Genomic DNA, 23583 nt, shown 5'->3' on the forward strand with positions numbered 1-23583 from the left:
ACATCTACACCTTACGACTACCACTCTTTCCCTACCCGACGCACTTCCGATCTCCGGGCGCGGCGGGCCCCCGCCCCCACCCACCGCACCCGGCCCCAGGGTCCCCCGCCCCACCCCCAGAACGAAGACAGCTCAGCCAACGACGGAGAACAGCCGCCGCCGCGCCCCCAGCAACGCGACGGAAGCCAGCACCAGCCCGACCCCCATCGTGACCACCAGCGGGCTGGGATCACCCGGCAGCAGCCCGGCCACCGACCGCGACGCGGTGCCCAGGGCCAGGTAGAGACCGGCCCAGGCGGCCGCGCCGATCGTCGCGCAACCGAGAAATCGGCGGTACGACATCCGCAGCCCGCCGGCGGCCAGTGGCAGCAGCGCGTTGAAGACCGGCAGGAACGGCGCGACGACCATCATCCGGCCGCCGCCGCGGCGCAGGATGCCCTCCGCCGCTGTCCAGCGGGTCTCGCCGATCCAGCCGCCGATGCGGCTGTGGCGCAGCCGGTCGGAGTAGCGACGGCCGATCAGGAAGCTCAGCGACCAGCCGGCCAGGCAGCCGATCAGCACCGCGGTGAAGGTGGCCAGCCCGGTGCTCGGGCGACCGACGCCGACGGCGGCGAGGATCGCGACGTCGCCGGGGATGAGGACACCCAGCAGGGGTACGGCGTCGAAGAGCATGACGAGCCCGAGCGCACCCATCAGCAGTAGAACCGGTAGTTCTCCGATCTGGGCCAGCCATTGCGTCATGCGTCGACGCTATGGCCGACGCGCTACTTCGGACATCGGGTCGTAGCCCCCAGTGACCCCTGGTATCCGCCTCGGGGTCGCCCCTGAGTTGGGGGTCCCACCTCAGACGGGGCGCAGCACCTGCACGTGGCGTAGCGACGAGTCGACCGACGGTTCGGTGGTGGGCACCGGGTAGTCGGCCAGCACACTCATTCGGTCCGTCGGCAGGTGTCCGCGGCCGGGGTCGCCGACCAGCACGTCCGCGCCTGCGGCGGCGGCCCGCTGCAGGAAGGGCAGCATCCGGTCGGCCATCGCGCGGTCGTAGAAGACGTCCCCGGCGACCACCAGGTCCACCTTCGCCTCGGTGCTGTCGAGCAGGTCGTCCCCGGTGGCGTCGACGGCGACGTCGTTGGCCCGGGCGTTCAGGGTGACGGCGGCGACGGCGTACGGGTCGATGTCGTTGGCGATGACCTCCGCGGCGCCGGCGAGCGCGGCGGCGATGGCCACCAGCCCGGATCCGGTGGCGAGGTCGAGCACCCGGCGGCCGGCGGCCAGCTCCGGGTGGTCCAGGAGGTGGCGGGCCAGGGCCTGCCCTCCGGCCCAGGCGGATGCCCAGTACGGCGCCGGCAGCGCGTGACCGGCGGCGGCTTCCATCCGGGCCCACCAGACGATCGCGTCCTCGGCCAGGTGCAGCCGCACCTCGGGGACGAACGGGGTGGGCATCAACCGGAGCCGGTCCAGACCGGCGCCGGGCGCGTGGATCTCGCGTTCCAGCTCGGTCAGCGCGTCGGCTGCGGCATCCCTCATCGGCGCAAGCATGCCCCAGCGGCGGTTGGTCGGGGTGGGTTTTGCATGCCGCCGCGCAGAGTTCACCCGAGTTCAGTCAAAGACCTACGGCACTTCGGCCAGCGGATCGGGGTTTTGCCCGTTACTGTCGAACAGGTACGGGCGATCATCGGCCAGAGGCCGAGGGTCAGCCGCTTTGAACAGGGAGAGATGCATGGCAACCGGCACGGTTAAGTGGTTCAACTCGGAAAAGGGCTTCGGCTTCATCGAGCAGGACGGTGGAGGGCCGGACGTGTTCGTCCACTACTCCGCCATCGCTTCGAGCGGCTACCGGGAGCTCAACGAGGGCCAGAAGGTCGAGTTCGAGGTGACCCAGGGGCAGAAGGGTCCGCAGGCGGACAACGTCCGCCCGATGTAGCTCCGTGCCGGTGACGGCGGTCGGTTCTCCGGCCGCCGTCGCAGCGCACTCAAGACGCCGCCGGGGCGGCGGGCAGGTCCCGCCGCCTCCGGATTGGCCCGACCAAGAGGATCAACGGGGTGAGCGCCAGCCAGGCGGTCATCACGACGATTGCCGTCGCGACGCCGTAGCGGGCGCCTATCGCGCCGGCCAGCACGGCTGCCAGCGGGATCGTGCCGTAGTTGAGCAGATGCATGCTCACGGTCACCCGGCCCAGCAGGCGGTGCGGTGTGTACGTCTGCCGGAAGGCGCCCTTGACCACGTTGCCGATGGCCACCCCCAGGCCGATCAGCAGACCGCCGAGGGCCGGCCAGGCCAACCCCACGCCGGGCGCGGCGAGGGGAATGAGCAGCGCGGGCGGGCCGGTGAGCACCGCCGCGATCAGCAGGGCCCGTGCGGTGCCGCAGCGCCGGGCCACAGTGGTGGCGACGAGCGCTCCGACGATCCCGCCGGCGCTCATCACCCCGACGAGCCCGCCCACCAGGCCCGGCTCGAGACGCAGTTCACGCACCAGGAAGACCACCAGGACGGCCTGGTAGCCGGTCAGCCCGATGTTGCTGGCCGCGCCGAAGACCGTGAGCACCCGCAGGTACGGGTCCCGGATCACGAAGCGCAGCCCCTCGGTGATGTCCCGGCGCAGCGATCGGGACCGCTCCGAGCGGCGTATGCGAGGTTCGCGGGTGCGGATGCGCAGGAGGAACACCGCGGAGAGCAGGAACGTGAGCGCGTCCAGGAGCAGTGCGGCGACGGCGCCGGTGAGTTGGGCGATCAGACCGGCGAGCCCAGGGCCGACGACGTAGCTCACGGTCTGGGTCGCCTGGAGCCTGGCATTGCCCTCCGGTAGTTGCCCGGGTCGCAGCAGCACCGGCAGGTAGACCTGGTCGGCGGTTTCGAAGAAGACCCGCGCGGCGCCGGCGCTGAGGGCAACCACCAGCAGTTGCGTGACGGTGAGCCGGCCCAGCAGGGCGGCCAGCGGCACGCTCAGGAAGGCCGCCGCGCAGAGCAGGTCGCAGACCACCATCACCGGTCGGCCGGGCAGCCGGTCGACCCACGCGCCGGCCGGCAGGCCGATCAGCAACCAGGGCAGCCAGGCCGCGGCGGTGAGCACCGCCACCTGGAAGGTGCCGGCGTCGAGGACGGCGACCGCGACCAGGGGCAGCGCGACAGTGGTGACGTTGCTGCCGACGCTGCTGACGGTTTGGCCGGCCCAGAGCAACCGGAAGTCGCGGTGGCGCAGCAGGCCTCCGGCCGGCCGGACGTCGGTGGGGTCGTTGCGGGTGACGGTGGTCACGGTCGGGCCGGTACGCCGTGGACGAACACGAAGACGGGCCTGCGGTCGGCGTCGTCGTCGGGCAGGTCCCGGTCGGCCCAGCGCGCGAGAAGGTCGATCATCTCGCGGCTCAACTCGGCCAGTTCCTCGGGTGTGAGGCGCAGCCAGTGGTCGGTGGAGAACGGCGCGTCGTTCCAGGTGGCCTGGGTGCTCTCGTCGGCGGCGTGCCAGGCTCGGGCCAGGGCGACGTGTCGGTCCAGGTTGAGCGAGGTGGCGGCGTCGGCGACCGCCCGGGTGGCCGGGTCGGCGTCGAAGTCGGCGTTGGACCAGCGCAGCCCTCGGGTGACCAGGCGCCACCACCGCTCGCGTCGGTCCCGGGCCAGCTCGGGCGCCTCGGTGACCAGATCCGCCGCAGCGAGGACCTTGAGGTGGTGGCTGACGTTCGCGGGGGCCTGGTCGGTGCGCTCAGCGAGCAGCCCGACGGTGGAGGGCCCGTGGACCTTGAACACGTCCATCAGCCGGCGGCGCAGCGGGTGGGACATGGCGGCCAGCACCCGGGAGTCGGTGATCTGGCGTACGTCGGAGCTGTCCATGTCGACAGCATGGCATTCGCAACAGCTGTTGCGCAACGCCCATTGCCCAACAGCTGTTGCGAAACTGCGCCAAGAGGGGCGGCCCGGCGGCCTCGGGCCGCCCCTCGCTCAGGCGACCAGCCGGCGGGCCAGCTCGTCGGCGACCTGCTTGGCCATCGTGGGCGGGATGGCCGCGGCGATCTTCTCCGGCGTCAGCGAGGCCAGCACGCCCTGGACGATCGCCGGTTCGTCGGTGAGGTCCTGGTTGGACAGCGCGGTCAGCGCCGTCTGCAACGCGGTCAGCTGGGCGGCGAGCGACCTCAGCGTCGGGTGTGCGGGTTTGTAGTTCGGGACGGTGACGTCCTCACCCATCGCCATCCGGGTGTAGATCTGCCCGACCGGGTTGCGGCCGTCCAGCCTGGTGAGGTTCTTGTGGACGGTGGCCAGCCAGTTGTGCTCTTCGGGGGTCATGTCGTCGTCCTCCAGGAGTCCGATGGAGCTGAGGTAGCGGCGGAACAGGGGTCGCTGGTCGCGGCCCGCCTTGATGGCGTCGCGGAAGAAGCTGAAGTGGGTGTGCCAGCGGTGTGAGCTGTCGCCGCTGGTGCGCTTGCCGAGGCGATCCCACCGCTTCACAGTGGTGCCGTCGGGGCTGTAGATGATCTCCCGGATGTCCCGGGTGTCGGCCGCGTTCGCTGCGCACTGCGCCACGCACCAGACCGAGAAGCTGGGCAGGGTGTTCGTACGCCCACCGGAGCGGACGTTGAACTGGCCGACATCCAGCGCCGCCGCGTCGAGGGTCAACCCGGCCCGGTCGCGGGGCGACTCGACCACCGAGTAGTCGTTGGTGACCACCCGGTCCGATCCGCAGTGGTAGCCGCCCCGGTGGGCCGAGTCGCCGACGATGCCGACCTCACCCGGGTCCAGGTCGTCTGGCCCGGGGGCGTTGTCGAGGTGAGTGAGGAGCAGACTTCGGACGGCCAGAAGATTAGCCGGGGCCCGGGTCATGGGGTCCCCCTTTCCGAGAGGTGGGGACCGGGCACGACATCACACCGCGTACGCGGTGCTGGGCTTCGGACGAGCCCGGCCTACTGGTGCACGGCGCCGGGCGTTGACTCCACCATAGCCCGCGTTTTGGACAAACGCCCAGCTCAGGATGGGTCCGTTCAGATTGGAGGCTGCGTCGGGGCAGAGTGGACGATCGGCAGTAGCAGCGCCGAGGGGTAGGCCGGCTCGTGCAGAACCTGCCGGGAACCGGCACGCAGCGTCACCGCCGTGCCGAGGGGTTCCCCGGTGCCGGGATTGCGGGCCCACCGTGGATGGGCGCCACCGGAGACCTGCACCCGCAGCCGGTGCCCGGCGGCGAACCGGTACGCGGTCGGCCAGAGCGGCACCGGAATCCGCAGCACCCCGAAAGGGTCGGCCGGGAAGCGCTCGGGGGTGACCCGCACCAGGCCGTCGCACACGTTCCACGAGCGACCCCGGCGGTCCACGTCGCACAGACGAACGAAGACGTCCAGGTACGGCAGGTCGCTGCGGACGTGGATCTCGGCGCGGACCGGGCCGATCACCTCGACCGGCCCGGTCAGCGGGGCGCTGGTGTAGGTCAGCACGTCGGGTCGGGCCTCGACGCGCCGGTTGTCCACCGGGCCGGCCCGCTTGGCGACGAGCAGGGGCCCGCCCAGCGACGGGGTGGGGTCGGCGGGGTCGTAGCGGAGTTCGTCCGGCGTCGACGCGACCGGTGGGCGTGCCGCCAACGCGCCACCGGGTTGCAGGTGCCAAGCGGTCTCGACCGCCGGTGGCGGCCAGTCCGGCAGGTCCCGCCAGCCACCGCCGGCACCGCTGACGTACAGCCGGACGGGCGACACGGCGGACCGAGCCCGTTCGCGCGGTCGAGGCGCGGCCGGTAGGTGTTCGTCGAGCCAGGCCAGTCCCTCGCGCAGCGCGGCCACGAACAGTCCGGGGCTGCCGTGCGTCCACGGGCCGATCACCAGGCGCGACGGTGTGCCGGCGGCGCGCAGCACGGCGTGGTCGTCGAGCTGCGCGGGCAGGAAGATGTCGTGCCAACCGGTGACCATGACCACCGGGGCCCGCACCTGGGCGACCCGGTCGGCGAAGACCCGGGTCCGCCAGTACGCGGCCTGCGGGGTGTGGTGGCGCAGCCACTCCTGAAAGAACGGGATGGTCACCCCGGTGGCCACCCGGTCGGCGTCGGCCAGCGGGAGATGCTCCAGCGCGGCGGCCAGCCGGGGCTGCCCGCGTTTGAGTTCCCACTGCCGGGCCAGCCACGGCACGGTCTGCGCGTGCAGCAGCTCCGCCCAGGTCAGCACGGTGTCCAGGGCGAAGGACTCCCCCGCGTACGTCGAGTCCCGGGTGGCCGAGGCGGTCACCACGGCGACCATCGCGCGCAGCTCGTCGCCGGCGTCGGCGGCCAGCGCCCACTGCGCGAAGCCCTGGTAGCTGACCCCGAACATGCCGAGCTGCCCGGACCACCACTGTTGGCGACGCAGCCAGTCCAGGGTGTCCACGCCGTCGTCGCGCTCGTGCACCAGCGGGGCGAACGTCCCACCGGAGCCCCCGGTGCCCCGGCACGACTGGATCACCGCGTGTCGACCCCGGGCGGCGAGCAGCCGACCGAGCAGCCGCAGGGGCCCACCCCGCCCGTAGGGGGTGCGGATCAGCACGGTCGGCGCGCCGCTGACGGCCGGGGCGTAGTGGTCGGTGCGCAGCACCACACCGTCGCGGGCCCGCACCGGGAGGCCACGGGTGACCCGCACCCGGCCGGGGCGGGTCGGTGGCAGGCGCAGCGCGGCGCCGGCGAGGCGGGTGGCGAGCCGGTCCGGCACTGTCAGGCCATCGGTCGGCGGGGTGACTCCGGCCGGGCGGCGCGCACCTCGTCGCGGTGCCCCCGCAGCGATTCGCTCATCTCCGTCATGAACCGGTGCACCACCTCCAGCTCGTCCTCGCCGAAGCGGGCCATCACCGTGTCGGTACGGGCGCCCAGCGGTTGGAAGAACTCCATGGCCAGGGCGGCGCCCTGGTCGGCGTAGTGCAGCAGCACCTTGCGTCGGTCGACGGTGTCCCGGTCACGGCGGATGTGCCCGGCCCGTTCCAGCCTGTCGATCAGGGCCGTGACCGAGCCGGAGGAGAGGTTGAGCTGCTCACCGAGGCGGCCGGGGGTGATCGGGTCACCGAGCAGCTCGGCGTCCATCACCACGATCAACGCCTGCAGGTCGGTCGGGTTGAGGCCGTGCAGGTTGGCGAAGGCGTGGCCGACCTGCTGGGCGTCCACCGCGTACCGCCGAAGGTTGTTGGTGATCTCCGCGACCAGCTGCTCGCGGCGCGTGTCGCGCCGTCGGTACATGCCGTGAGTCGCCACCTCGCGCCGCTCTCCCCGTCGTCGGTCCCCCGGGTTGCAGCATAGAACAGCTCTGGATAATCTCGGCTATCAAGATACTCGAAATCCGAAATACCGTGGGGTCATCTGATGTCTGTGTTCACCAGAGTCGCTCGTGGCCGGCTGGCCGCCTGGCTCACCGTGGCCGCCGCGATCGTCGTGGGCGCCGCCGTCTTCGGAACTCCCCAGCCGGACAACCCGGCACCGGTCTCCGCCACCGGCCTGTCCGTGCAGTGGCAGTCGACCCAGGTGCAGCGTCTCCAGGACCAGCTGCCCTCCAGCGACGTACAGCCGGCCATCGTGGTGGTCAGCCGGGGTGACGGCGGCGCGCTGAGCGAAGCCGACCGGGCCACCGTCGGCGCTCGCGCCGACGACCTGCGCCGCTTCGCGGCCGGCGGGCAGGTCGGCCCCGCCCAGGTCTCCCCGGACGGCACGGTGGCCCTCGTCGCCGTGCCACTGGACACCGCGGGCGGGCAGGAGTTCGTCACCGACACGGTGACCCAGCTGCGCGCCGCCCTGGCGGACCTGCCCGGCGGGCTGACCGCCGAGGTGACCGGCGCCCCGGCCTTCACCGCCGACCTCTCCTCGGTGTTCGACGGCGCCGACATCACACTGCTCGCGGTGACCGCCGCCGTGGTCGCGCTGCTCCTGCTGATCACCTACCGCAGCCCGTTCCTGTGGATCGTGCCGCTGGTCGTGGTCGCCGCGACCGAGCAGCTCACCCTGCGCGCTGTGGACGTCATCGTGCCGGGCGTCGGCATCAACCTCCAGCAGGGCCAGGTCACCGGCATCGCCAGCGTGCTGGTCTTCGGCGCCGCCACCGACTACGCGCTGCTGCTCATCGCCCGCTACCGGGAGGAGCTGCGCCGCGAGGAGGACCGGTTCGCGGCGATGCGCGCCGCGCTGCGCCGCACCGCGGAACCCATCCTGGCCAGCGGCGGCACCGTCGTGCTCGGTGTCCTCACCCTGCTGCTCAGTGAGCAGGAGACCAACCGGGCACTGGCGGTGGCCTGCGCCACCGGCGTGGTGTTCGCCATGCTCTCGGCCCTGTTCGTGCTCCCCGCCGTGCTGGTGCTCTTCGGTCGCGGCCTGTTCTGGCCGTTCGTACCCCGCGTCGGCGGACCGGTCCGCGAGGGCCGGCTCTGGGGTCGACTCGGTGCCGCCGTGCAACGCCGTCCGGTGGTGGTCGCCACGCTGGCCGCCCTGCTGCTCGGCGGCCTGGCCCTGGGTGGGCTGGGCATCCGTACCGGCCTGTCCGAGACCGAACAGTTCCGGGCCGAGCCCGAGGCGGTGACCGGGGCGCAGACCCTGGCGCGGGCCTTCCCGGCCGGCAGCACCCAACCCGTCGCCGTGCTCACCACCCCGGCGGCGGTGCGGGCGGTCACCGACGCCGCCACCGCGGTACCCGGTGTCGCCTCGGCGCGCCCCGGCGACGCCGGCGCGGCCGTCGCCCAGGTCGACGTGGTCCTCGACGCCGAACCCGGCACCACCGCCTCGGACCGGGCGATCGAGGCGCTGCGTGCGGCCGTCGCCGCCGTGCCCGACTCCGCACCGCCGGCCGTCGCCGGTGCCGACGCCCCGTCCGGGGCGATCGTCGGTGGCTCCGTGGCCGCCACCTACGACTCCGACGAGGCCAACGACCGTGACCTACGCCTCATCCTGCCGATCATCCTGCTGCTGGTCGGCGGCGTGCTCGTGCTCCTGCTGCGCGGCCTGCTCGCACCGCTGCTGCTGGTGCTCACCGTGATCGCGTCGTTCTTCGCCAGCCTCGGTGCGGCCTGGCTGCTCTTCGACCACGTGCTGGGCTTCCCCGCCCTGGACAGCGGGGTGCTGCTGCTCGCCTTCGTGTTCCTGGTGGCGCTCGGAGTGGACTACAACATCTTCCTGGTCACCCGGGCGAGGGAGGACGCCCGCAGCGTCGGCACCCGCCCCGGCATGCTCTCCGCATTGCGGGTCACCGGCGGCGTGATCACCAGCGCCGGAGTGCTGCTCGCCGCGGTCTTCGCCGTGCTCGGCGTGCTGCCGCTGATCACCCTGACCCAGATCGGCATCATCGTCTGCATCGGTGTCCTGCTCGACACCCTGCTGGTCCGCACGGTCCTGGTGCCGGCGCTGGCCTTCCTGCTCGGCGACCGCTTCTGGTGGCCCGGCCGCATCACCCGCGACCCGGCGGAAGCCACCCCGAGGTCACCGGAGCCGGTGGCAGCGCCCTAGCCGGGTTCGACCGGGCGACGGTGCCCCTGCGACGGTCGCCGGTCCGCCTGGTCGGCCGGGGGCTGACCATTGCCCACCGCCCGGTCCCTGGTCGCCCAGGCGACCATGAAAACCACCGTCCAGAGCACCCCGAGCAGCACCGCCGCGGCGGTCCCGCTCGCCGTGTCCAGCCCGAGATAGAGCCGCGCGCCGCCGACCCCGAGCACACCGGCCGCGGCGGCGGTCCAGGCGGCCACGGCCACCGGCCAGTGAGCGCCGCGCGACACCAGCCAGGCCAGGGTGCAGAAGCTCGCCGCGACCACGGCGTTCTGGGTCGAGAGCGGGGCCGCCTCACCGCCGCCCGGGGCGGTCCCGTTCGGGCCGGTCAGCTCGGCCACCACGGCCAGCACCACCAACGGCACGAACGCGCCCACCGTGCCGACCACGCTGAGCAGATCCGCCCGCCAGGGCCGGTTGCGCCACGCCAGCACCGCCGCCACCAGCGCCACCAACAGGATCAGCACCGACCCGCGTACCACCGACACCACGACCAGGGTGGCGTCGGCGGCACCCGGGGTACGCCGGGCGGCGAACCACCCGGCGATGGCGCCGTCCAGCGCGGCCAGCCCACTGTTGCGGACCGCCACCGCGAGCAGGCCGGCGATGGCGAGCCCGGCGGCGAAGAGCAACAGCAGCCCGGCGGCCAGGTTGAGCAGCAGCGTCCAGGCCGGGCCGATCCGCATGGCCACCAGGAAGAACAGCACCCCGTAGCGGGCGGTGAGCCACCGCACCGGGGGCAACGCCCCGGCCCGGGACAGCAGCGCGCGCACCGGGTCGGGGTTACGACCCAGCCACCGACCGACGAGCACCACACCCACCAGGCCGGCCAGCAGCAGGAACGCCACCCCGGTGGCCCGGCCGAGCAACCGGGAGACCGTGTCGTACGACTCACCCGCGAGGTGACCGAGCAGCACCGAGCCGCCCACCCAGGTCACCACCCCGGCCAGGTTCCACAGGGCGAACCGCCGGTACGGCATGCCGGCCGCCCCGGCCAGCCGGGGCACCAGGGTGCGGGCGAAAGCCACCCACCGAGCGGCGAACACCCCCCGCCCACCGAGGCGGGCGAGCATGGCGTCGGCGCGGGCCCACCGTTGCGGCCCGACCCGGTGACCCAGCCCGGCGCGCAGCCGGGAGCCGTACCGCCGTCCGGCGCGAAAGGCCAACCCATCACCGAGGACCGCCGCGACGATCATCGCGAGCAACGCCGGCCCGAGCCGCAAGGTACCGTTGTAGGTGAGGAAGCCGACCAGCAGCAGGGTAGCCTCACCCGGCACGAGCAGGCCGAAGATCACCGCGGTCTCGCCCGCCACGATCAGCGCGGCGACCAGGTAGATCCACAGGGTGGGCAGACCCTGCACCCAGGTCAGCAGGTCGTGCATTCAGGCCCCCGGGACACGGGAGCCAGCATGCCAGCCGGGGTAACCACCGGCACAGCGGTTTCACCATAGATCAGGGGCACCTGGGGGTGACCCCGACGCAGCCTGCGCGAGCGCAGGCGGAAGGATAGAGGGTATGCAGCTTCGCACCGACCTCCGCAACGTCGCCATCATCGCTCACGTCGACCACGGCAAGACCACCCTGGTCGACGCCATGTTGCGGCAGGCCGGCGCGTACGGCGCACGCGGCGAGAACACCGAGCGGGTGATGGACTCCGGCGACCTGGAGCGGGAAAAGGGCATCACGATCCTGGCCAAGAACACCGGCGTGCACTACCTGCCGGCGGACGGCTCCGATCCGGTCACCATCAACATCATCGACACCCCCGGCCACGCCGACTTCGGTGGCGAGGTCGAGCGCGGCCTGACCATGGTCGACGGTGTGGTGCTGCTCGTCGACGCCAGCGAGGGCCCGCTGCCGCAGACCCGCTTCGTGCTGCGCAAGGCGCTGCGGGCCCGGATGCCGATCATCCTGGTGATCAACAAGGTGGACCGTCCGGACGCCCGGATCAAGGAGGTCGTGGACGACACCTACGAGCTCTTCCTCGACCTGGACGCCGACGAGGAGCAGATCGACTTCCCGATCGTCTACGCCTGCGCCCGCGACGGCATCGCCTCGCTGACCCAGCCCGCCGACGGCTCGGTGCCCGACGACAGCACCTCCCTGGAGCCGCTGTTCCGCACCCTGCTGGACACCATCCCGGCGCCCGCGTACGAGGACGGCGCGCCGTTGCAGGCGCACGTGACCAACCTCGACGCCTCGCCGTTCCTGGGCCGGCTGGCGCTGTGCCGGGTCCGTCAGGGCACCATCAGCAAGGGTCAGACGGTGGCCTGGTGCCGCACCGACGGCAGCACCCAGCGGGTCCGCATCTCCGAGATGTTGATGACCGAGGGCCTGGAGCGTAAGCCGGCCGAGACCGCCGGCCCGGGCGACATCATCGCCGTCGCCGGCATCCCGGAGATCATGATCGGCGAGACGCTCGCCGACGTCGAGAACCCGGTCGCGCTGCCGCTGATCACCGTCGACGAGCCGGCCATCTCGATGACCATCGGCACCAACACCTCGCCGCTGGTCGGCCGGGTCAAGGGCTCGAAGGTCACCGCACGGATGGTGAAGGACCGGCTCGACAAGGAGCTGGTCGGCAACGTGTCGCTGCGGGTCCTGCCCACCGAGCGGCCGGACGCCTGGGAGGTGCAGGGCCGCGGCGAGCTGGCGCTGGCCATCCTGGTCGAGCAGATGCGCCGGGAGAGCTACGAGCTGACCGTCGGCAAGCCGCAGGTGGTCACCAAAGAGATCGACGGCAAGACCTGCGAGCCGGTCGAGCGGCTGACCATCGACGCCCCGGAGGAATACCTGGGCGCGATCACCCAGCTCCTCGCCACCCGCAAGGGCCGGATGGAGCAGCTGGTCAACCACGGCACCGGCTGGATCCGGATGGAGTGGCTGGTGCCGGCCCGCGGCCTGATCGGCTTCCGCACCGAGTTCCTCACCGACACCCGGGGCACCGGCATCCTGCATCACGTCTTCGAGTCGTACGAGCCGTGGTTCGGCGAGCTGCGTACCCGCAACAACGGTTCGCTCGTCGCCGACCGGGCCGGCGCGGTCACCGCCTTCGCGATGATCAACCTCCAGGAGCGCGGCCAGCTCTTCGTCGACCCCACCACCGAGGTGTACGAGGGCATGATCGTCGGGGAGAACTCCCGCTCCGACGACATGGACGTCAACATCACCAAGGAGAAGAAGCTCACCAACATGCGGGCGTCGACCTCCGACGAGACGGAGAAGCTGATCCCGCCGCGCAAGCTCTCGCTGGAGCAGGCCCTGGAGTTCTGCCGCGAGGACGAGTGCGTCGAGGTCACCCCGACCGCGGTGCGCATCCGCAAGGTGGTGCTCGACCAGCAGCTGCGGGGCCGGGCCGCCGCCCGCCGCAAGCACGCCGGCTGACCCACCAGCACCCGACACCGGGCGCGTCGGCCGCTTGCGGCCGGCGCGCCCGTTCGCTTCTCTCCCGACGGGTACGCGGACCCTGCTCACCCGTGATCCGCTACGGTCACCGGCATGACCTGGGATGATCTCGACGCCCACCTCGACCGGGTGCCCGGCACCATCTCCGCGTACGTGGGTCGGCTCGACGCGCCGCCTACCTGGACCCGGCACGCGGATGCCGCCCACTACGCCGCGAGCACCATGAAGGTGGCGGTGCTCGCCGCGCTGCACCGCGCCGCCGAGGCCGGCACCCTGGACCTGGACGCCCCGGTCCCGGTCGTCAACGACTTCGCCTCCGCCCAGCCCGGCGCACCCCGCTTCGCCTGCGCGCAGGCCTACGACAACGACGACGCGGTCTGGGACCGCATCGGCGGCACCGCGACGCTGCGCTGGTTGGCCGACCGGATGATCGTGCGCTCCAGCAACCTCGCCACCAACCTCGTCCTCGGCCACGTCGGGCTGCCCGCGGTCGCCGAGGTCTGGGCGCTCGCCGGTGCCCGTACCAGCGTCACCGGCCGCGGCATCGAGGACTTCGCCGCCCGCGAGGCCGCCATCACCAACACGGTCACCGCCGCCGACCTGGCCGCCCTGCTCGGCGCCCTGGCCACCGGGGCCGACACTCCCGGCCCACTCGCCTCGCCGGCGGCCTGCGCCACCATGCTGGACGTCCTGCTCGCCCAGGAGCACCGCGAGGACCTGGCCGCCGGCCTGCCCGAGGGCACCCGCATCGCGCACAAGAACGGGTGGGTACGCGGCGTCCGCCACGGCGCTGGCGTGGTGCTGCCCGACGACGCCCCGCCGTACCTGATCGCCGTCTGCACCACCACCGACCTGGCCGGGGGCGACGACCAGGTGGAGGACGACGCCTGCCTGCTGCTCGCGCACATCTCGGCGCAGGTCTGGGCCGCCCGCCACCAGCTCTGAACCGACGGCCTCGACGGCCCGCGCCAGCGTCGCCGACTGCGGCTAGGCTGCTCGCACCCCCACCCCGGAGCCGCCGATGCCCCGCAGTCGTTCGATGCTGATCGCCTTCCTCGTCGTGACGGCCGCGAACCTGCTGGCCAACGCCACCGGCGACGGCCTGGCCCTCCTGCTCACCAAGCCGCTGCTGATGCCGCTGCTGGCCGCGTACCTCTGGTGGGTCAGCGCCGAACGCGCGGCCCGACCGGACCGGTTGCTGCTCGCCGCGCTGGCCTTCGCCACCGGCGGCGACGTCGCCCTGATGATCGACGGCACCTACTGGTTCCTCGCCGGCATGGCCTGTTTCCTCGGCACGCACCTCTGCTACCTCGCGGCCTTCACCCGACACGGCGCCGCGACCGCGCTGCGCCGCACGCCGCTGGTCGCCGTCCCCCTGGGGTACGCGGTGCTGACCGTCGTCGCCCTGACCTGGATGTGGGCGGGGCTGACCGACGTCGGGCTGGCCGTGCCGGTGGCCGGCTACGCGATCGCGCTGGCCGCCATGGCCAGCACCGCCACCACCCAGGGCTGGCGGGTCGGTCTGGGCGCCGCGCTCTTCCTCGGCTCCGACCTGCTGATCGCCGCCGGGGTCGCCGAGGTGGCCCAGCCACCCGGTGCGCCGGTGCTGGTCATGGCGACCTACGCCGCCGGTCAGGCGCTGATCGTCACCGGTTGGGCCGCCCGCGCCGGCAGACCGCCCGGCTCACCTGTCACTCCAGCAGTTGCGCCCGCAGCGCGCTGAGGTCGGAGTCGGTGAGCCCCAACCCGTCGCGCAGGTACGCGTCGAACGAGCCGTGCACCCGACGCACCTCGGCGTAACCGGCGTCGAGGTACTCGGCGCGAACCTCCAGCACCGGCAGCACCGCGTCGACGTCCAGCTCGGGATTGCGCCGTCGCATCGCCTCGACGATCACCGCCCGCAGGCTCTCGGTCAGCTCGTTGTTGCGCAGGTAGTCGGCGCGGATCGCCGCCTCGTCCACCCCGAGCGCCGTCAACAGGATGACGGTGAGCCAACCGGTGCGGTCCTTGCCGGCCGAGCAGTGGTAGACCAGCGGCAGGTTCTCCGGTCGGGCCGCCAGCCGCACCGCCTCGGCGAAACCGACCCGCGCCGACTCACCGGTCACGAACCAGCGGTAGATCGCCGCCATCGCCCCCGCCGTGCCCTGCCGGGCCAGCTCCGCGTACGCGTCCAGGTCGTGACCGAGCAGCACCGCCGAGACGTACGTGAAGACCGGGTGCCCCGGGTCGTGCACCGGCAGGCGCACCACCCGTGGCTCACTGGCGAACCGGTCCTCCGGGGCGACCGCGATCTCCGTGCCGTCGCGCAGATCGACAACGCACGCCGGGCCGAGCTTCGCCAGCACCGGTAGGTCCTCGTCGGTCAGCCGACCCAGCGCCGGAGTGCGGATCAACTGGCCGACCCGGATCCGCCGCCCCTCCGCGCCGACGAGCCCACCCAGGTCACGTGCGTTCGGTGCACCCACCAGCTCCCAGCCCTGCCCGGCCATCCGGTCTCCCCTCCCGCGCTGAACCTGCGTATAGGGTGCCTCACATGACGATCTCGGCGGTACGCACCCACCGGGTTTCCGCCCCCTTACACACCCCGTTCGTCACCGCGCTGCGCCGTACCACCACAGTGGACACCCTGGTCGTCGAACTCGTCGACAGCGACGGCCGGTCCGGCTTCGGCGAGGCGCCCCAGGTCTGGCAGGTCACCGGCGCGTCGGTCGCTGGCGCACAGGCGTGTGTCCGCGAGTTGCTTGGCCCGCAGCTGATCGGCCGTGACCCGGACGACCTGGTGACCCGGTGCGCCGAGGTGCAGCGCGCGGTGGTCGGCAACGAGGCCGCGAAGGCCGCGGTGGACGTCGCCCTGCACGACCTCGCCGCGCGGCGACTGGGCGTACCCCTGGTGCGGTTGCTCGGGGGCACCTCGCTGCGGGTCCCCACGGACGTGACGCTGGCGGCGGGGGACGCGGTGGACCTGGCGGCCGCGGCCCGGCAGCGGCAGGCCGACGGCTTCGGCGTTCTCAAGTTGAAGGTCGGCACCGACGCGGTCGGTGACCTGGACCGGGTGCGGGCGGTGCGGGCGGCCGTCGGTCCGGGCACCCGGATCCGGCTGGACGCCAACCAGGGCTGGACGCCCCGGGAGGCGGTCCGGGTGATCCGCGGCATCGAGGACGCCGGGTTGGACGTGGAGCTGGTCGAGCAGCCGGTGGCCCGCTGGGACCTGGACGGGCTGGCCTGGGTCAGCGACCGGGTGTCCGTGCCGATCCTGGCCGACGAGGCGGTCTTCGGGGTCCGTGACCTGGTGGAGGTGATCCGTCGCCGGGCCGCCGACCTGGTCAACGTGAAGCTGGCCAAGTGCGGTGGGCTGCATCCGGCCCGTACCCTCCTCGACCTGGCCACCGCCCACGGGCTCGGCACTGTGGTCGGCTCGATGATGGAGAGCCAGGTCGGCATCGGGGCGGCGGCGAGTCTGGTCGCCGCGTACGGCACGACAGCCGTCGCCGACCTGGACGCCGCCTGGTGGCTGGCCTGGTCACCGGTGCAGGGCGGCATACGCTACGACGGGGCGACAGTGGTGTTGCCGGATGCCCCTGGCCTGGGCATCTCCGGCCTGACTGAAGCAAAAGTGCAGGCTCGCGGTTGATGGCTGTCGGTTTCTTTCATAGAGTTTCTGTGGACAGCCGACACGATCTGGGGGTTGACGTGGAGCTGCAACCGGGCCGTGAGGCCGTCGTCCGGGTCGCCGTGGCGACGCTGTGGACGTCCCCCGAGGCGGTCCGCCCGGTCGACTGCCCAGCGCTGACCGCCGGCGTCGACATCCCGACCTGGGTCTCCGGACTCGACACCGACCAGCAGGTCGGCGACTGCGTGCTGAGCCAACTCCTGCTCGGCGAACGGGTCCTCGTCAGCGAGCTCCGCCCGGACGGCTGGGCTCGGGTCGTCGCCGTCGAACAACCAGCCGCGAAGCTGGACCCGCGCGGCTACCCGGGCTGGCTCCCCGCCGGGCAGCTGGCCGTTCTCGACGACCCGGCCCAGACCAGCACCGACCGCCCGCTGGTGGTGGACGCCACGGTCACCGGGCTGCACGCCGCCCCGAACGGGCCGGTGGAGCTGCCCGGTGTCGTCGTCGGCACCCGCCTCGTCCCGGCCGGCCCCGCGCAGGACGGCTGGCGGCCGGTGCACGTCCCCGGCCGGGCCACACCGCTCTGGCTGCCCGACGGGCACCTGGTCCCGGCGTCGGCCGCGTCGCCGACCGCCGAGCAGGCGCTCGCGGTGGCACAGCGACTGCTGGACGTGGTCTACATCTGGGGCGGTCTCTCCGCGCACGGCATCGACTGCTCGGGGCTGGTGCATCTGGCCTGGCGGCGGTTCGGGGTGCTGCTGCCCCGCGACGCCGATGATCAGGCCGTGGCCACCACCCCACTGCCGTTGGGCGCGGAACGCCCCGGTGATCTCTACTTCTTCGCCCGACCCGGCCGCAAGATCCATCACATCGGCATCGTCACCGCCACGCCCGGCGAGGGCGGGGAGCGCCGGATGCTGCACGCCTGCTACCGGCGGCGACGGGTGATCGAGGAGCCGCTGCCGGCCGACCGGACCGCCACGCTGGTGGGCGCCCACCGGGTCTAGGGCGTGGTTCGGAAGTGTCGGTCGAGTCGAGCCGGAGTCCAGCCGTCGTCTGGCAAGGCGGAGCGGTGTCCGGATACCGGTGTTGTATCCGGACACCGCGACAACGCCGCCGGGCGGCGGCTGGGCCCGGCGCAGGCCGGCCAGCACTTCCGAACCACGCCCTTAACCGGCCGGGCGCGTGTCCGCACCCGGCCGGTGACCGGTCAGCGTCGGGCGTCGGCCAACTCGCGACGCCGGTCCCGGGAGGACTTGATCAGGCTGGCGGCGGTGGCGATGCCCAGGGTGCCGATGATGACCAGCAGCGACAACCAGATCGGGATGTGCGGCGCCCAGCCGACGTGCTCGCCCCCGTTGATGAACGGCAGGTTGTTGTCGGCCAGCGCCTCCAGCACCAGCTTGACCCCGATGAAGCCGAGCACGACGGCCAGGCCGTAGCTCAGGTAGATCAGCCGGTCGAGCAGGCCACCGAGCAGGAAGTAGAGCTGCCGAAGGCCCATCAGCGCGAAGACGTTCGCGGTGAAGACCAGGTACGGCTCCTGGGTGATGCCGAAGATCGCCGGGATCGAGTCAAGCGCGAAGATCAGGTCGGTGGTGCCGATCGCGATCATCACGATCAGCATCGGGGTGAACAGCCGCCGACCGGCCACGTGGGTGGTGAGCTTCGCGCCGTCGTACTCCTTCGAGATCGGCAGCGCCTTGCGGCTCCACCGGATCAGCACGTTCTCGGAGAACTCGTCCTCGTCCGGCTCACCCTGCCGGGCCAGGTTCACCGCGGTGTAGATCAGGAACGCGCCGAAGATGTAGAAGACCCAGGAGAACTGCGTGATCAGCGCCGCACCCGCGGCGATGAACCCACCGCGCATCACGAGCGCCAGCACTATGCCGACGAGCAGCACCTTCTGCTGGTACTGCCGGGGCACCCCGAAGCGGGCCATGATGATCACGAAGACGAAGAGGTTGTCCACCGAGAGGCTGTACTCGGTGAGCCAGCCGGTGTAGAACTGGCCGGCCGCGCTGGCTCCGGAGGTCAGCCAGACACCAGCGCCGAAGAGCAGAGCGAGACCGACGTAGAAGGCGACCCAGAGGCTCGACTCTCGCACACTCGGCTCGTGCGGGCGCCGACCGATGATCAACAGGTCGACGAGCAGGACCGCAGTCAGTGCGACAAGCGTCCCCGCCCACACCAATCCGGACACGTCCAACGTTCATTCCTCCGGCAGACACGCGGCGTCGGGCACACCGTACGCCCTTGCGGGAGCCGGCGTGCCGCTGTCGCTCACTCTGGTGACTGTCGGAGGTCTCTTCCGCCGTCGCCCCGGAGAGGGGCGGCGACCTACGGGGCCGGGTCGGGCCACCGTGGTTCCGGTGATCGACCGTGCTGACGACTCCGTTGCGGGGGAATACTCCCCTCCTCGGTGACCATTGTTGCCCACCACGCGCCGTGATCACACCCCGGGCACCCGGTGGCGCTGGCCACCCGTCGGATCGTCACACCGTCTAAGGCTTCCTAGGAGGCTAGTGCAAATCGGGTGCGACGATCGGATCGGTGAGCGACCAGCCGGCGGCTACCAGGTCGTCGCAGGCCCGCACCGCCCGGGCCAACCGCTCGGCATGCGACCCGGTCAGCTCCACCACCGGCACCCCGCACCCCGCCAGCTCGGCCCGGAACCGCTCGGTCATCCAGGCCCGCAGGTGCTCACCGTCGCGCAGCCCGTCGTCGGTGAACGGCACCCCCCGGTGATCCGTCAGCAGATACAGCGCCGGCCGGCGCGCCGCCGCCCGCACCTCCTCCGACGCGCTGCCCAGGTAGCGCTCCTCCCACACCGCCGTCGCCCGCGCGTCGGTGTCGCAGAACAGCAGCGGGCCGCTCGTCCGGGCCGCCGCGTCCTCGGCCGCCTGCTGCTCGCTGACCACGGCACGGAAGTCGTCCCGATCCCAGGTGACGTCGAAGACTGTCGCCTCCGGCGTGAGTTCCCGCAACCGGGCCAGTTTGCGAGCGGTCAACTCACGGCCGTACTCCGGCACCCAGGACGTGCTGTAGTGCCCCGCGAGCGCCGCCGCCATCGTCGTGGTCCCGGTCGACTCGGCCCCGACCACCACCACCCGCCGAACGAACCACGCCCGCACCGGCGCGCTCAGCCACCGCCAGTGACCCACCGGGTCCGCGCGCACGGCTGTCCCGGACACCGGCACCGTCCGCCGATCCGGATCCACCGACACGGGTACGGCGTCGAAGCGGCGCGCCAGCTCGGCTCCGTACGCCTCGGAGGAGAAGACCGCGTCCACCGACCTCGACCCGACCGCCGCCCGGAACACCGCGCAGTGCGCGTCCCAGACGGCCGGGTCGGCGTAGTCCACGGGGTGGTCGTCGTACCGGCCGACGAAACGGACCCACGGCGTGTCCGCGTGCGCCTCCCGCAACCAGTCGAGGCGCAGCGGGAGCGCAATGGACTCCCGACGCGAGGGCGCCACGACGACTGTCACCTCGGCGCACCGGGCGGCGGCCGCCCCAATCAGCGCGTGGTGCCCGGCGTGCGGTGGATAGAACTTGCCCACCACCATCCCGTGCCCGAACTCCGCAGCGGCCGAACGGGCCGACCCGCGTGGCGCCGGAGCAGGGCCGGACGTCTCGGCGTTCACGCGCTGACCGGGGCCGGGCCGGGCGGCACCGCGCTCGGCCGGGCGACCCGACGCAGATCGGCCCGCCAGGCCCGCAACCCGAAGACGCACAGGGCGAGGAAGACCAGGTAGAGGACGGCGGTCAGGTGCAGTCCCTTGTACGCGTACAAGGGAATGTAGATCAGGTCGGCGGCGATCCAGAGCCACCAACTCTCCACCCGCTTACGGGTCTGCCCGTATGTCGCCAGCAGGGACAGCGCCGTGGTCAACGCGTCCGGCAGCGGCACTGTCGAGTCGGTGGCCCGGTCCAGCAGCGCCCAGAGCGCGCCGGTGAGCACCACCCCGGCGGTGGCCAGCACCAGCCACTCCCGTTGCCCCGTCCGGCTCACCGTGAGCCGGCTGCGCCGCTCGCCACCGTAGAGCCAGTGCCACCAGCCGTAGCAGCCGAGCGCGACGTAGACGACCTGGAGGCCCGCGTCGGCGTACAGCCCGGCGGTCCAGAACAGCAGCATGAGCAGCAGCACGTTGGCGATGCCGATCGGCCAGTTGGCGGTCTTCTGCCGGGCCACCAGCCACACGTTGAGCACACCGGTCGCGAACCCCAGCAACTCCGCCCAGGTGGTGCCCGTACCGGCCACCTGAAACGCGGTGCCGGTGAGCCAGTCGATGATCACGAGGCCACCCTAGGGGCGTCGCCGACGCCGGAACAGACCCCCGCGATCCCACCGGCCCCGGCCACCGTGGGAGGCTGTCCGACATGGTGCTTGAGGTCGCGCTGATCGATGTCCTTCCCGGCCACGAGGACGCGTTCGCCAAGGCGTACGCCGAGGGTCACCCGGTGCTCGCCGGGGCGACCGGCTGCCGGTCCGTGCGGATGACCCGAGGAATCGAGTCGCCGACCCGCTTCGTGCTGCTCGTCGAATGGGACTCGGTCGAGGCACACGAGGAGAACTTCCGGGCCACCGAACGGTTCGTTCGGTGGCGGGCGCTGATCGGGCCGCACTTCGCGGGCCCGCCCCTGGTCGAACACTTCCTCGACGTACCGGCCTGAGCCGAACTGTCGTACCGCGCGGTTACCGTGCCGGGGCGCACGCGCCGGCCGCCGGTCCCGACGGGCTCGGGGGCGCCGGGCCCGGTGGCCGCGCGGCGTCGCACCGTCGCACCCGCAACCGTTACTCGCCGACGCGGCGGGCCAGCACGGTGACCGTCTCCTCCGGTGACAGCGCAGCGGCCAGCAGCGCCTCGGTCATCCGCTCGTAGCGGTCGACGTCGAGCACTGTGGCCAACCGGACGTCGGTGGTCAACGCCTCGAGCATCACCGTCCGCGGGTCCGCCGGGTCGGGAAAGGCATAGCAGGAATACGGTGTGAGCGGGTGCAGCCCGCCACCGGCCGCCCCGCGGGGCAACAGCCGCACCGTGACGTGGGACAGGCCGGTCACGGCGACCAGATGCCGCAGCTGTTCACGCCAGACCGCCACCGGCAGGTCACCCGGGTCGCAGACGGCCTCGGCGAGCACCGCCGTGTAGCGCGGCGGATAGGCCCGCCGCAGCACCTCCTGCCGCAGCGCCCGGGCCCGCACCTCGGCCTCCACGTCGACCTCTGGCGTGAGCTGGACGCCGGCCGTCACCAGCACCCGGGCGTACGCGGGGGTCTGGAGCAGCCCCGGCACCACCGACGGCTGGTACTCGACGATGTCGGCGGCGCCCGCCTCCAACTCGGCGTAGATGCGCTGCCGTTCGCTCATCTCGCCCAGCGTCTTCCACCAGCCTCGACTGGTCGCCGCGTCCCGGGCGATGACGATCAGCGCTTCCCGGGCGGGCGTCGGCACCTTGTAGACGTCCAGCAGATCGAGCACGTCGGCCAGGTCCGGGCGACTCTGGCCCAGCTCGATGCGGGACAGCTTCGACGTCGAGGCCCAGCCCAGCCGGTCGCAGACCTGCTCCAGGGTCAGCGACTCGCGCCGACGAAGTTGGCGCAATTCTGCGCCGAGACGTGCGCGTCGAATGACAGGACTTGTTGGCAGCGGCATCCCGGCCTCCCCACCGAGGGAGACTACGCAGGACGATCACCCAGTGCAATAGCGCGCTCGCGCACCGCAATCAGGGCATTCGGTGCCGTCGACCGGTCGGGCCGGTCCGCACGTCCCGTTTCCGCAGGTCAGAAGCCGTTACGGCCGGCGAGACCGGAGCCCGCCGGGCCGTAGGTCGGTGCGGCTGGGTTCAGGGTCGGTAGGTGCCGAAGGACCAGACGTTGCCCGCCAGGTCGCGGGCTGCGTAGTCACGGGAGCCGTAGTCGGTGTCGAACGGTTCGCGGGTGATCTCGGCGCCGGCCGCGCGGGCCCGGGCGCAGTGCGCGTCGACGTCCGGCACGGCAACGTAGACCGACCAGGCGTCGTCGGCCGGCCGGGACGCGGCGTCGGCCCGGCCCCCCAGCATGACCATGCCGGTGTCGAGAACCAGTTCGGCGTGCGCCACAGTGCCGTCCGGGGCCTCGTGCACGGCATGCACCTGGAAACCGAAGGCGGCGCCGAGCCAGTCGATCGCGGCGCGGGGGTCGGGATAACGGAAGACGGGATAGATGGTTCGCATGAACCGATTCTGCGGCCGGCGACGCCGATCCGGATTGGACGAATGTGACCTCGGCGGGTCGCCGACGCGACTGCGGTCAGCCGGCCGCCGTCAGCGGGCGGCGAGCAGCGCTGCCGGCGTCGCCCCCGCGAACTGGTGGAAGTCCCGGATCAGGTGGGACTGGTCGTAGTAGCCGCAACCCGCCGCCACCGCGGCCCAGTCGACGGCCCTCCCGGTCGCGCCGACCTGGGTCGACACCGCCTGAGCCTGCTGGAAACGCAGCAGCCGGGCGGCCATCTTGGGCGGCAGCCCGACCTCCCGCCGGAACCGGGACGCGAGGTGTCGCCGGCTCCAGCCCAACTCGTCGGCGAGGACACCGACGCTCCCCCGCCCACAGTTGGTGACGAGCCACCGCCACGCCCAGTCGAGCCGCGGATCCACCGGCGAGGACGCCGCCAGCCGGGCGGCGAGCACCCTGTCGAGCAGGGCGAACCGCTCCGGCCAGCCGGGGGCCTCGGCGAGCCGGCCGCGAAGCCGATCCAGCCAACGGCCCGGGAGCTGCCCGACGGCGACGGCCCGATTGGTCAGCTCACTCAATGGCAGGCCGAGGAGCCGACGGGCGGTCAGCGGGGCGAGCAGCAACTCGACGCCCTCCCCCACACCCAGCGTTCGCGTGGCGCACCAACCGTCGAAGGTGCCGGCCACGAACGAGTCGACAGCGGTGACGCCGCGCTCCGCGCTGCGCGGGTCGGTCACGTCCAGCGGAGCGCCCCAACCCAGGATCAGCACCACGAAGACGCCCGCCGACTCCCGACGGACCAGTGGCACGTCCGCCCGTTCCCGGTAGCCCACGTAGCTGTCGACGAATGGACGCAGGCTGGCGTCGGGCAGCCCGCGGACCATCTCGCCGATCGGCACCACCGCT

23 protein-coding genes are annotated in these 23583 nt (G+C 72.3%); 8 read left to right on the forward strand and 15 right to left on the reverse strand.

Annotation, left to right across the window (positions count from 1 at the left end; translation table 11 throughout):
- Positions 1 to 132: 132 nt before the first annotated feature.
- Positions 133 to 741, reverse strand: a complete 609-nt coding sequence (locus ABZU74_RS21915) for a VTT domain-containing protein (RefSeq protein WP_355426792.1) — start codon at positions 739 to 741, stop codon at positions 133 to 135.
- 102 nt (positions 742 to 843) lie between these two features.
- A complete protein-coding gene (locus ABZU74_RS21920; protein WP_355426795.1) occupies positions 844 to 1527 on the reverse strand; it encodes a 50S ribosomal protein L11 methyltransferase in 684 nt (227 codons plus the stop codon).
- Between the two features lie 193 nt (positions 1528 to 1720).
- Here ABZU74_RS21920 and ABZU74_RS21925 point away from each other — a divergent pair, with 193 nt between their 5' ends.
- Entirely contained in the window at positions 1721 to 1924 is a 204-nt protein-coding gene (locus tag ABZU74_RS21925; RefSeq protein WP_007462771.1) for a cold-shock protein, read from the forward strand.
- A gap of 49 nt (positions 1925 to 1973) precedes the next feature.
- On the opposite strand, the gene ABZU74_RS21930 is transcribed toward ABZU74_RS21925, so the two are convergent.
- The 5 genes from ABZU74_RS21930 to ABZU74_RS21950 form a co-directional block, all read right to left on the reverse strand.
- On the reverse strand, positions 1974 to 3254 hold the full coding sequence (locus ABZU74_RS21930; protein ID WP_355426798.1) for an MFS transporter: 1281 nt from the start codon (positions 3252 to 3254) through the stop codon (positions 1974 to 1976).
- Positions 3251 to 3826 (reverse strand): helix-turn-helix domain-containing protein, encoded by a 576-nt coding sequence (locus tag ABZU74_RS21935; protein ID WP_355426801.1) that lies wholly within the window; start codon positions 3824 to 3826, stop codon positions 3251 to 3253. The genes ABZU74_RS21930 and ABZU74_RS21935 overlap by 4 nt, the downstream gene beginning before the upstream one ends.
- 108 nt (positions 3827 to 3934) lie before the next feature.
- Positions 3935 to 4810, reverse strand: coding sequence for a hypothetical protein (locus ABZU74_RS21940; RefSeq protein ID WP_355426804.1), 876 nt, complete (start codon positions 4808 to 4810; stop codon positions 3935 to 3937).
- Between the two features lie 158 nt (positions 4811 to 4968).
- Positions 4969 to 6648 (reverse strand): CocE/NonD family hydrolase, encoded by a 1680-nt coding sequence (locus tag ABZU74_RS21945; RefSeq protein ID WP_355426807.1) that lies wholly within the window; start codon positions 6646 to 6648, stop codon positions 4969 to 4971.
- Positions 6649 to 6650: 2 nt separating this feature from the next.
- Positions 6651 to 7166, reverse strand: coding sequence for a MarR family transcriptional regulator (locus tag ABZU74_RS21950; protein ID WP_355426810.1), 516 nt, complete (start codon positions 7164 to 7166; stop codon positions 6651 to 6653).
- 123 nt (positions 7167 to 7289) lie between these two features.
- On the opposite strand from ABZU74_RS21950, the gene ABZU74_RS21955 reads away from it, so the two are divergent.
- Positions 7290 to 9413 (forward strand): efflux RND transporter permease subunit, encoded by a 2124-nt coding sequence (locus ABZU74_RS21955; protein ID WP_355426813.1) that lies wholly within the window; start codon positions 7290 to 7292, stop codon positions 9411 to 9413.
- On the opposite strand, the gene ABZU74_RS21960 is transcribed toward ABZU74_RS21955, so the two are convergent.
- Positions 9410 to 10831, reverse strand: coding sequence for a DedA family protein (locus ABZU74_RS21960; RefSeq protein WP_355426816.1), 1422 nt, complete (start codon positions 10829 to 10831; stop codon positions 9410 to 9412). The two genes, ABZU74_RS21955 and ABZU74_RS21960, sit on opposite strands and share 4 nt — an antisense overlap.
- Positions 10832 to 10964: 133 nt before the next feature.
- Here ABZU74_RS21960 and typA point away from each other — a divergent pair, with 133 nt between their 5' ends.
- The 3 genes from typA (at position 10965) to ABZU74_RS21975 (ending at position 14577) form a co-directional block, all read left to right on the forward strand.
- On the forward strand, positions 10965 to 12833 hold the full coding sequence (gene typA, locus ABZU74_RS21965; RefSeq protein WP_355426819.1) for a translational GTPase TypA: 1869 nt from the start codon (positions 10965 to 10967) through the stop codon (positions 12831 to 12833).
- A gap of 114 nt (positions 12834 to 12947) precedes the next feature.
- Complete coding sequence (locus ABZU74_RS21970; RefSeq protein WP_355426822.1) at positions 12948 to 13799, forward strand: serine hydrolase; 852 nt, start codon at positions 12948 to 12950, stop codon at positions 13797 to 13799.
- Positions 13800 to 13875: 76 nt separating this feature from the next.
- Positions 13876 to 14577: a lysoplasmalogenase gene (locus ABZU74_RS21975; RefSeq protein ID WP_355426825.1), complete on the forward strand. Its 702-nt coding sequence runs from the start codon at positions 13876 to 13878 to the stop codon at positions 14575 to 14577.
- Here the strand turns inward: ABZU74_RS21975 and ABZU74_RS21980 are convergent.
- A complete protein-coding gene (locus ABZU74_RS21980) occupies positions 14546 to 15343 on the reverse strand; it encodes a tyrosine-protein phosphatase (protein ID WP_355426828.1) in 798 nt (265 codons plus the stop codon). The two genes, ABZU74_RS21975 and ABZU74_RS21980, sit on opposite strands and share 32 nt — an antisense overlap.
- A 44-nt stretch (positions 15344 to 15387) precedes the next feature.
- Between ABZU74_RS21980 and ABZU74_RS21985 the strand changes: the two genes are divergently transcribed.
- Together ABZU74_RS21985 and ABZU74_RS21990 are read left to right on the forward strand one after the other, a co-directional pair.
- Entirely contained in the window at positions 15388 to 16485 is a 1098-nt protein-coding gene (locus tag ABZU74_RS21985) for a dipeptide epimerase (RefSeq protein WP_355426831.1), read from the forward strand.
- Between the two features lie 29 nt (positions 16486 to 16514).
- A complete protein-coding gene (locus tag ABZU74_RS21990; RefSeq protein WP_355426834.1) occupies positions 16515 to 17471 on the forward strand; it encodes an NlpC/P60 family protein in 957 nt (318 codons plus the stop codon).
- A gap of 203 nt (positions 17472 to 17674) precedes the next feature.
- Here the strand turns inward: ABZU74_RS21990 and ABZU74_RS21995 are convergent, their stop codons facing one another.
- The 3 genes from ABZU74_RS21995 to pnuC form a co-directional block, all read right to left on the reverse strand.
- On the reverse strand, positions 17675 to 18673 hold the full coding sequence (locus ABZU74_RS21995) for a TerC family protein (RefSeq protein WP_355426836.1): 999 nt from the start codon (positions 18671 to 18673) through the stop codon (positions 17675 to 17677).
- Between the two features lie 313 nt (positions 18674 to 18986).
- Positions 18987 to 20111, reverse strand: coding sequence for an AAA family ATPase (locus ABZU74_RS22000; protein WP_355426839.1), 1125 nt, complete (start codon positions 20109 to 20111; stop codon positions 18987 to 18989).
- Complete coding sequence (gene pnuC, locus ABZU74_RS22005) at positions 20108 to 20764, reverse strand: nicotinamide riboside transporter PnuC (protein WP_355426841.1); 657 nt, start codon at positions 20762 to 20764, stop codon at positions 20108 to 20110. Before pnuC ends, ABZU74_RS22000 begins: the two co-directional genes overlap by 4 nt.
- An 83-nt stretch (positions 20765 to 20847) precedes the next feature.
- On the opposite strand from pnuC, the gene ABZU74_RS22010 reads away from it, so the two are divergent.
- Complete coding sequence (locus tag ABZU74_RS22010) at positions 20848 to 21141, forward strand: antibiotic biosynthesis monooxygenase family protein (protein ID WP_355426843.1); 294 nt, start codon at positions 20848 to 20850, stop codon at positions 21139 to 21141.
- 121 nt (positions 21142 to 21262) lie between these two features.
- Here ABZU74_RS22010 and ABZU74_RS22015 read toward each other — a convergent pair whose 3' ends face one another.
- From ABZU74_RS22015 to ABZU74_RS22025, 3 genes are all read right to left on the reverse strand, one after another.
- The gene (locus tag ABZU74_RS22015; protein ID WP_355426845.1) at positions 21263 to 22120 is read right to left on the reverse strand and encodes a helix-turn-helix transcriptional regulator; all 858 of its coding nucleotides are present in this window, start codon (positions 22118 to 22120) and stop codon (positions 21263 to 21265) included.
- A 190-nt stretch (positions 22121 to 22310) separates the two neighbouring features.
- Complete coding sequence (locus tag ABZU74_RS22020) at positions 22311 to 22679, reverse strand: VOC family protein (protein ID WP_355426848.1); 369 nt, start codon at positions 22677 to 22679, stop codon at positions 22311 to 22313.
- 90 nt (positions 22680 to 22769) lie between these two features.
- Positions 22770 to 23579 carry an AraC family transcriptional regulator gene (locus tag ABZU74_RS22025; RefSeq protein ID WP_355426995.1) on the reverse strand — a complete coding sequence of 270 codons (810 nt, stop codon included), beginning with the start codon at positions 23577 to 23579 and terminating at the stop codon, positions 22770 to 22772.
- Positions 23580 to 23583: the final 4 nt, after the last annotated feature.

The organism is Micromonospora sp. NPDC005171 (genome assembly GCF_040608575.1).
In the GTDB taxonomy this organism is placed as follows: domain Bacteria; phylum Actinomycetota; class Actinomycetes; order Mycobacteriales; family Micromonosporaceae; genus Micromonospora.

Coding starts and splice junctions, on each gene's coding strand:
- ABZU74_RS21920 (WP_355426795.1), bottom strand. CDS start 1,527: ATGAGGGATGCCGCAGCCGACGCGCTGACCGAGCTGGAACGCGAGATC.
- ABZU74_RS21960 (WP_355426816.1), bottom strand. CDS start 10,831: ATGCACGACCTGCTGACCTGGGTGCAGGGTCTGCCCACCCTGTGGATC.
- ABZU74_RS21940 (WP_355426804.1), bottom strand. CDS start 4,810: ATGACCCGGGCCCCGGCTAATCTTCTGGCCGTCCGAAGTCTGCTCCTC.
- ABZU74_RS22020 (WP_355426848.1), bottom strand. CDS start 22,679: ATGCGAACCATCTATCCCGTCTTCCGTTATCCCGACCCCCGCGCCGCG.
- ABZU74_RS21975 (WP_355426825.1), top strand. CDS start 13,876: ATGCCCCGCAGTCGTTCGATGCTGATCGCCTTCCTCGTCGTGACGGCC.
- ABZU74_RS22015 (WP_355426845.1), bottom strand. CDS start 22,120: ATGCCGCTGCCAACAAGTCCTGTCATTCGACGCGCACGTCTCGGCGCA.
- ABZU74_RS21970 (WP_355426822.1), top strand. CDS start 12,948: ATGACCTGGGATGATCTCGACGCCCACCTCGACCGGGTGCCCGGCACC.
- ABZU74_RS21925 (WP_007462771.1), top strand. CDS start 1,721: ATGGCAACCGGCACGGTTAAGTGGTTCAACTCGGAAAAGGGCTTCGGC.
- ABZU74_RS21985 (WP_355426831.1), top strand. CDS start 15,388: ATGACGATCTCGGCGGTACGCACCCACCGGGTTTCCGCCCCCTTACAC.
- ABZU74_RS22010 (WP_355426843.1), top strand. CDS start 20,848: ATGGTGCTTGAGGTCGCGCTGATCGATGTCCTTCCCGGCCACGAGGAC.
- ABZU74_RS21915 (WP_355426792.1), bottom strand. CDS start 741: ATGACGCAATGGCTGGCCCAGATCGGAGAACTACCGGTTCTACTGCTG.
- ABZU74_RS21950 (WP_355426810.1), bottom strand. CDS start 7,166: ATGTACCGACGGCGCGACACGCGCCGCGAGCAGCTGGTCGCGGAGATC.
- ABZU74_RS21955 (WP_355426813.1), top strand. CDS start 7,290: ATGTCTGTGTTCACCAGAGTCGCTCGTGGCCGGCTGGCCGCCTGGCTC.
- typA (WP_355426819.1), top strand. CDS start 10,965: ATGCAGCTTCGCACCGACCTCCGCAACGTCGCCATCATCGCTCACGTC.
- ABZU74_RS21980 (WP_355426828.1), bottom strand. CDS start 15,343: ATGGCCGGGCAGGGCTGGGAGCTGGTGGGTGCACCGAACGCACGTGAC.
- ABZU74_RS21935 (WP_355426801.1), bottom strand. CDS start 3,826: ATGGACAGCTCCGACGTACGCCAGATCACCGACTCCCGGGTGCTGGCC.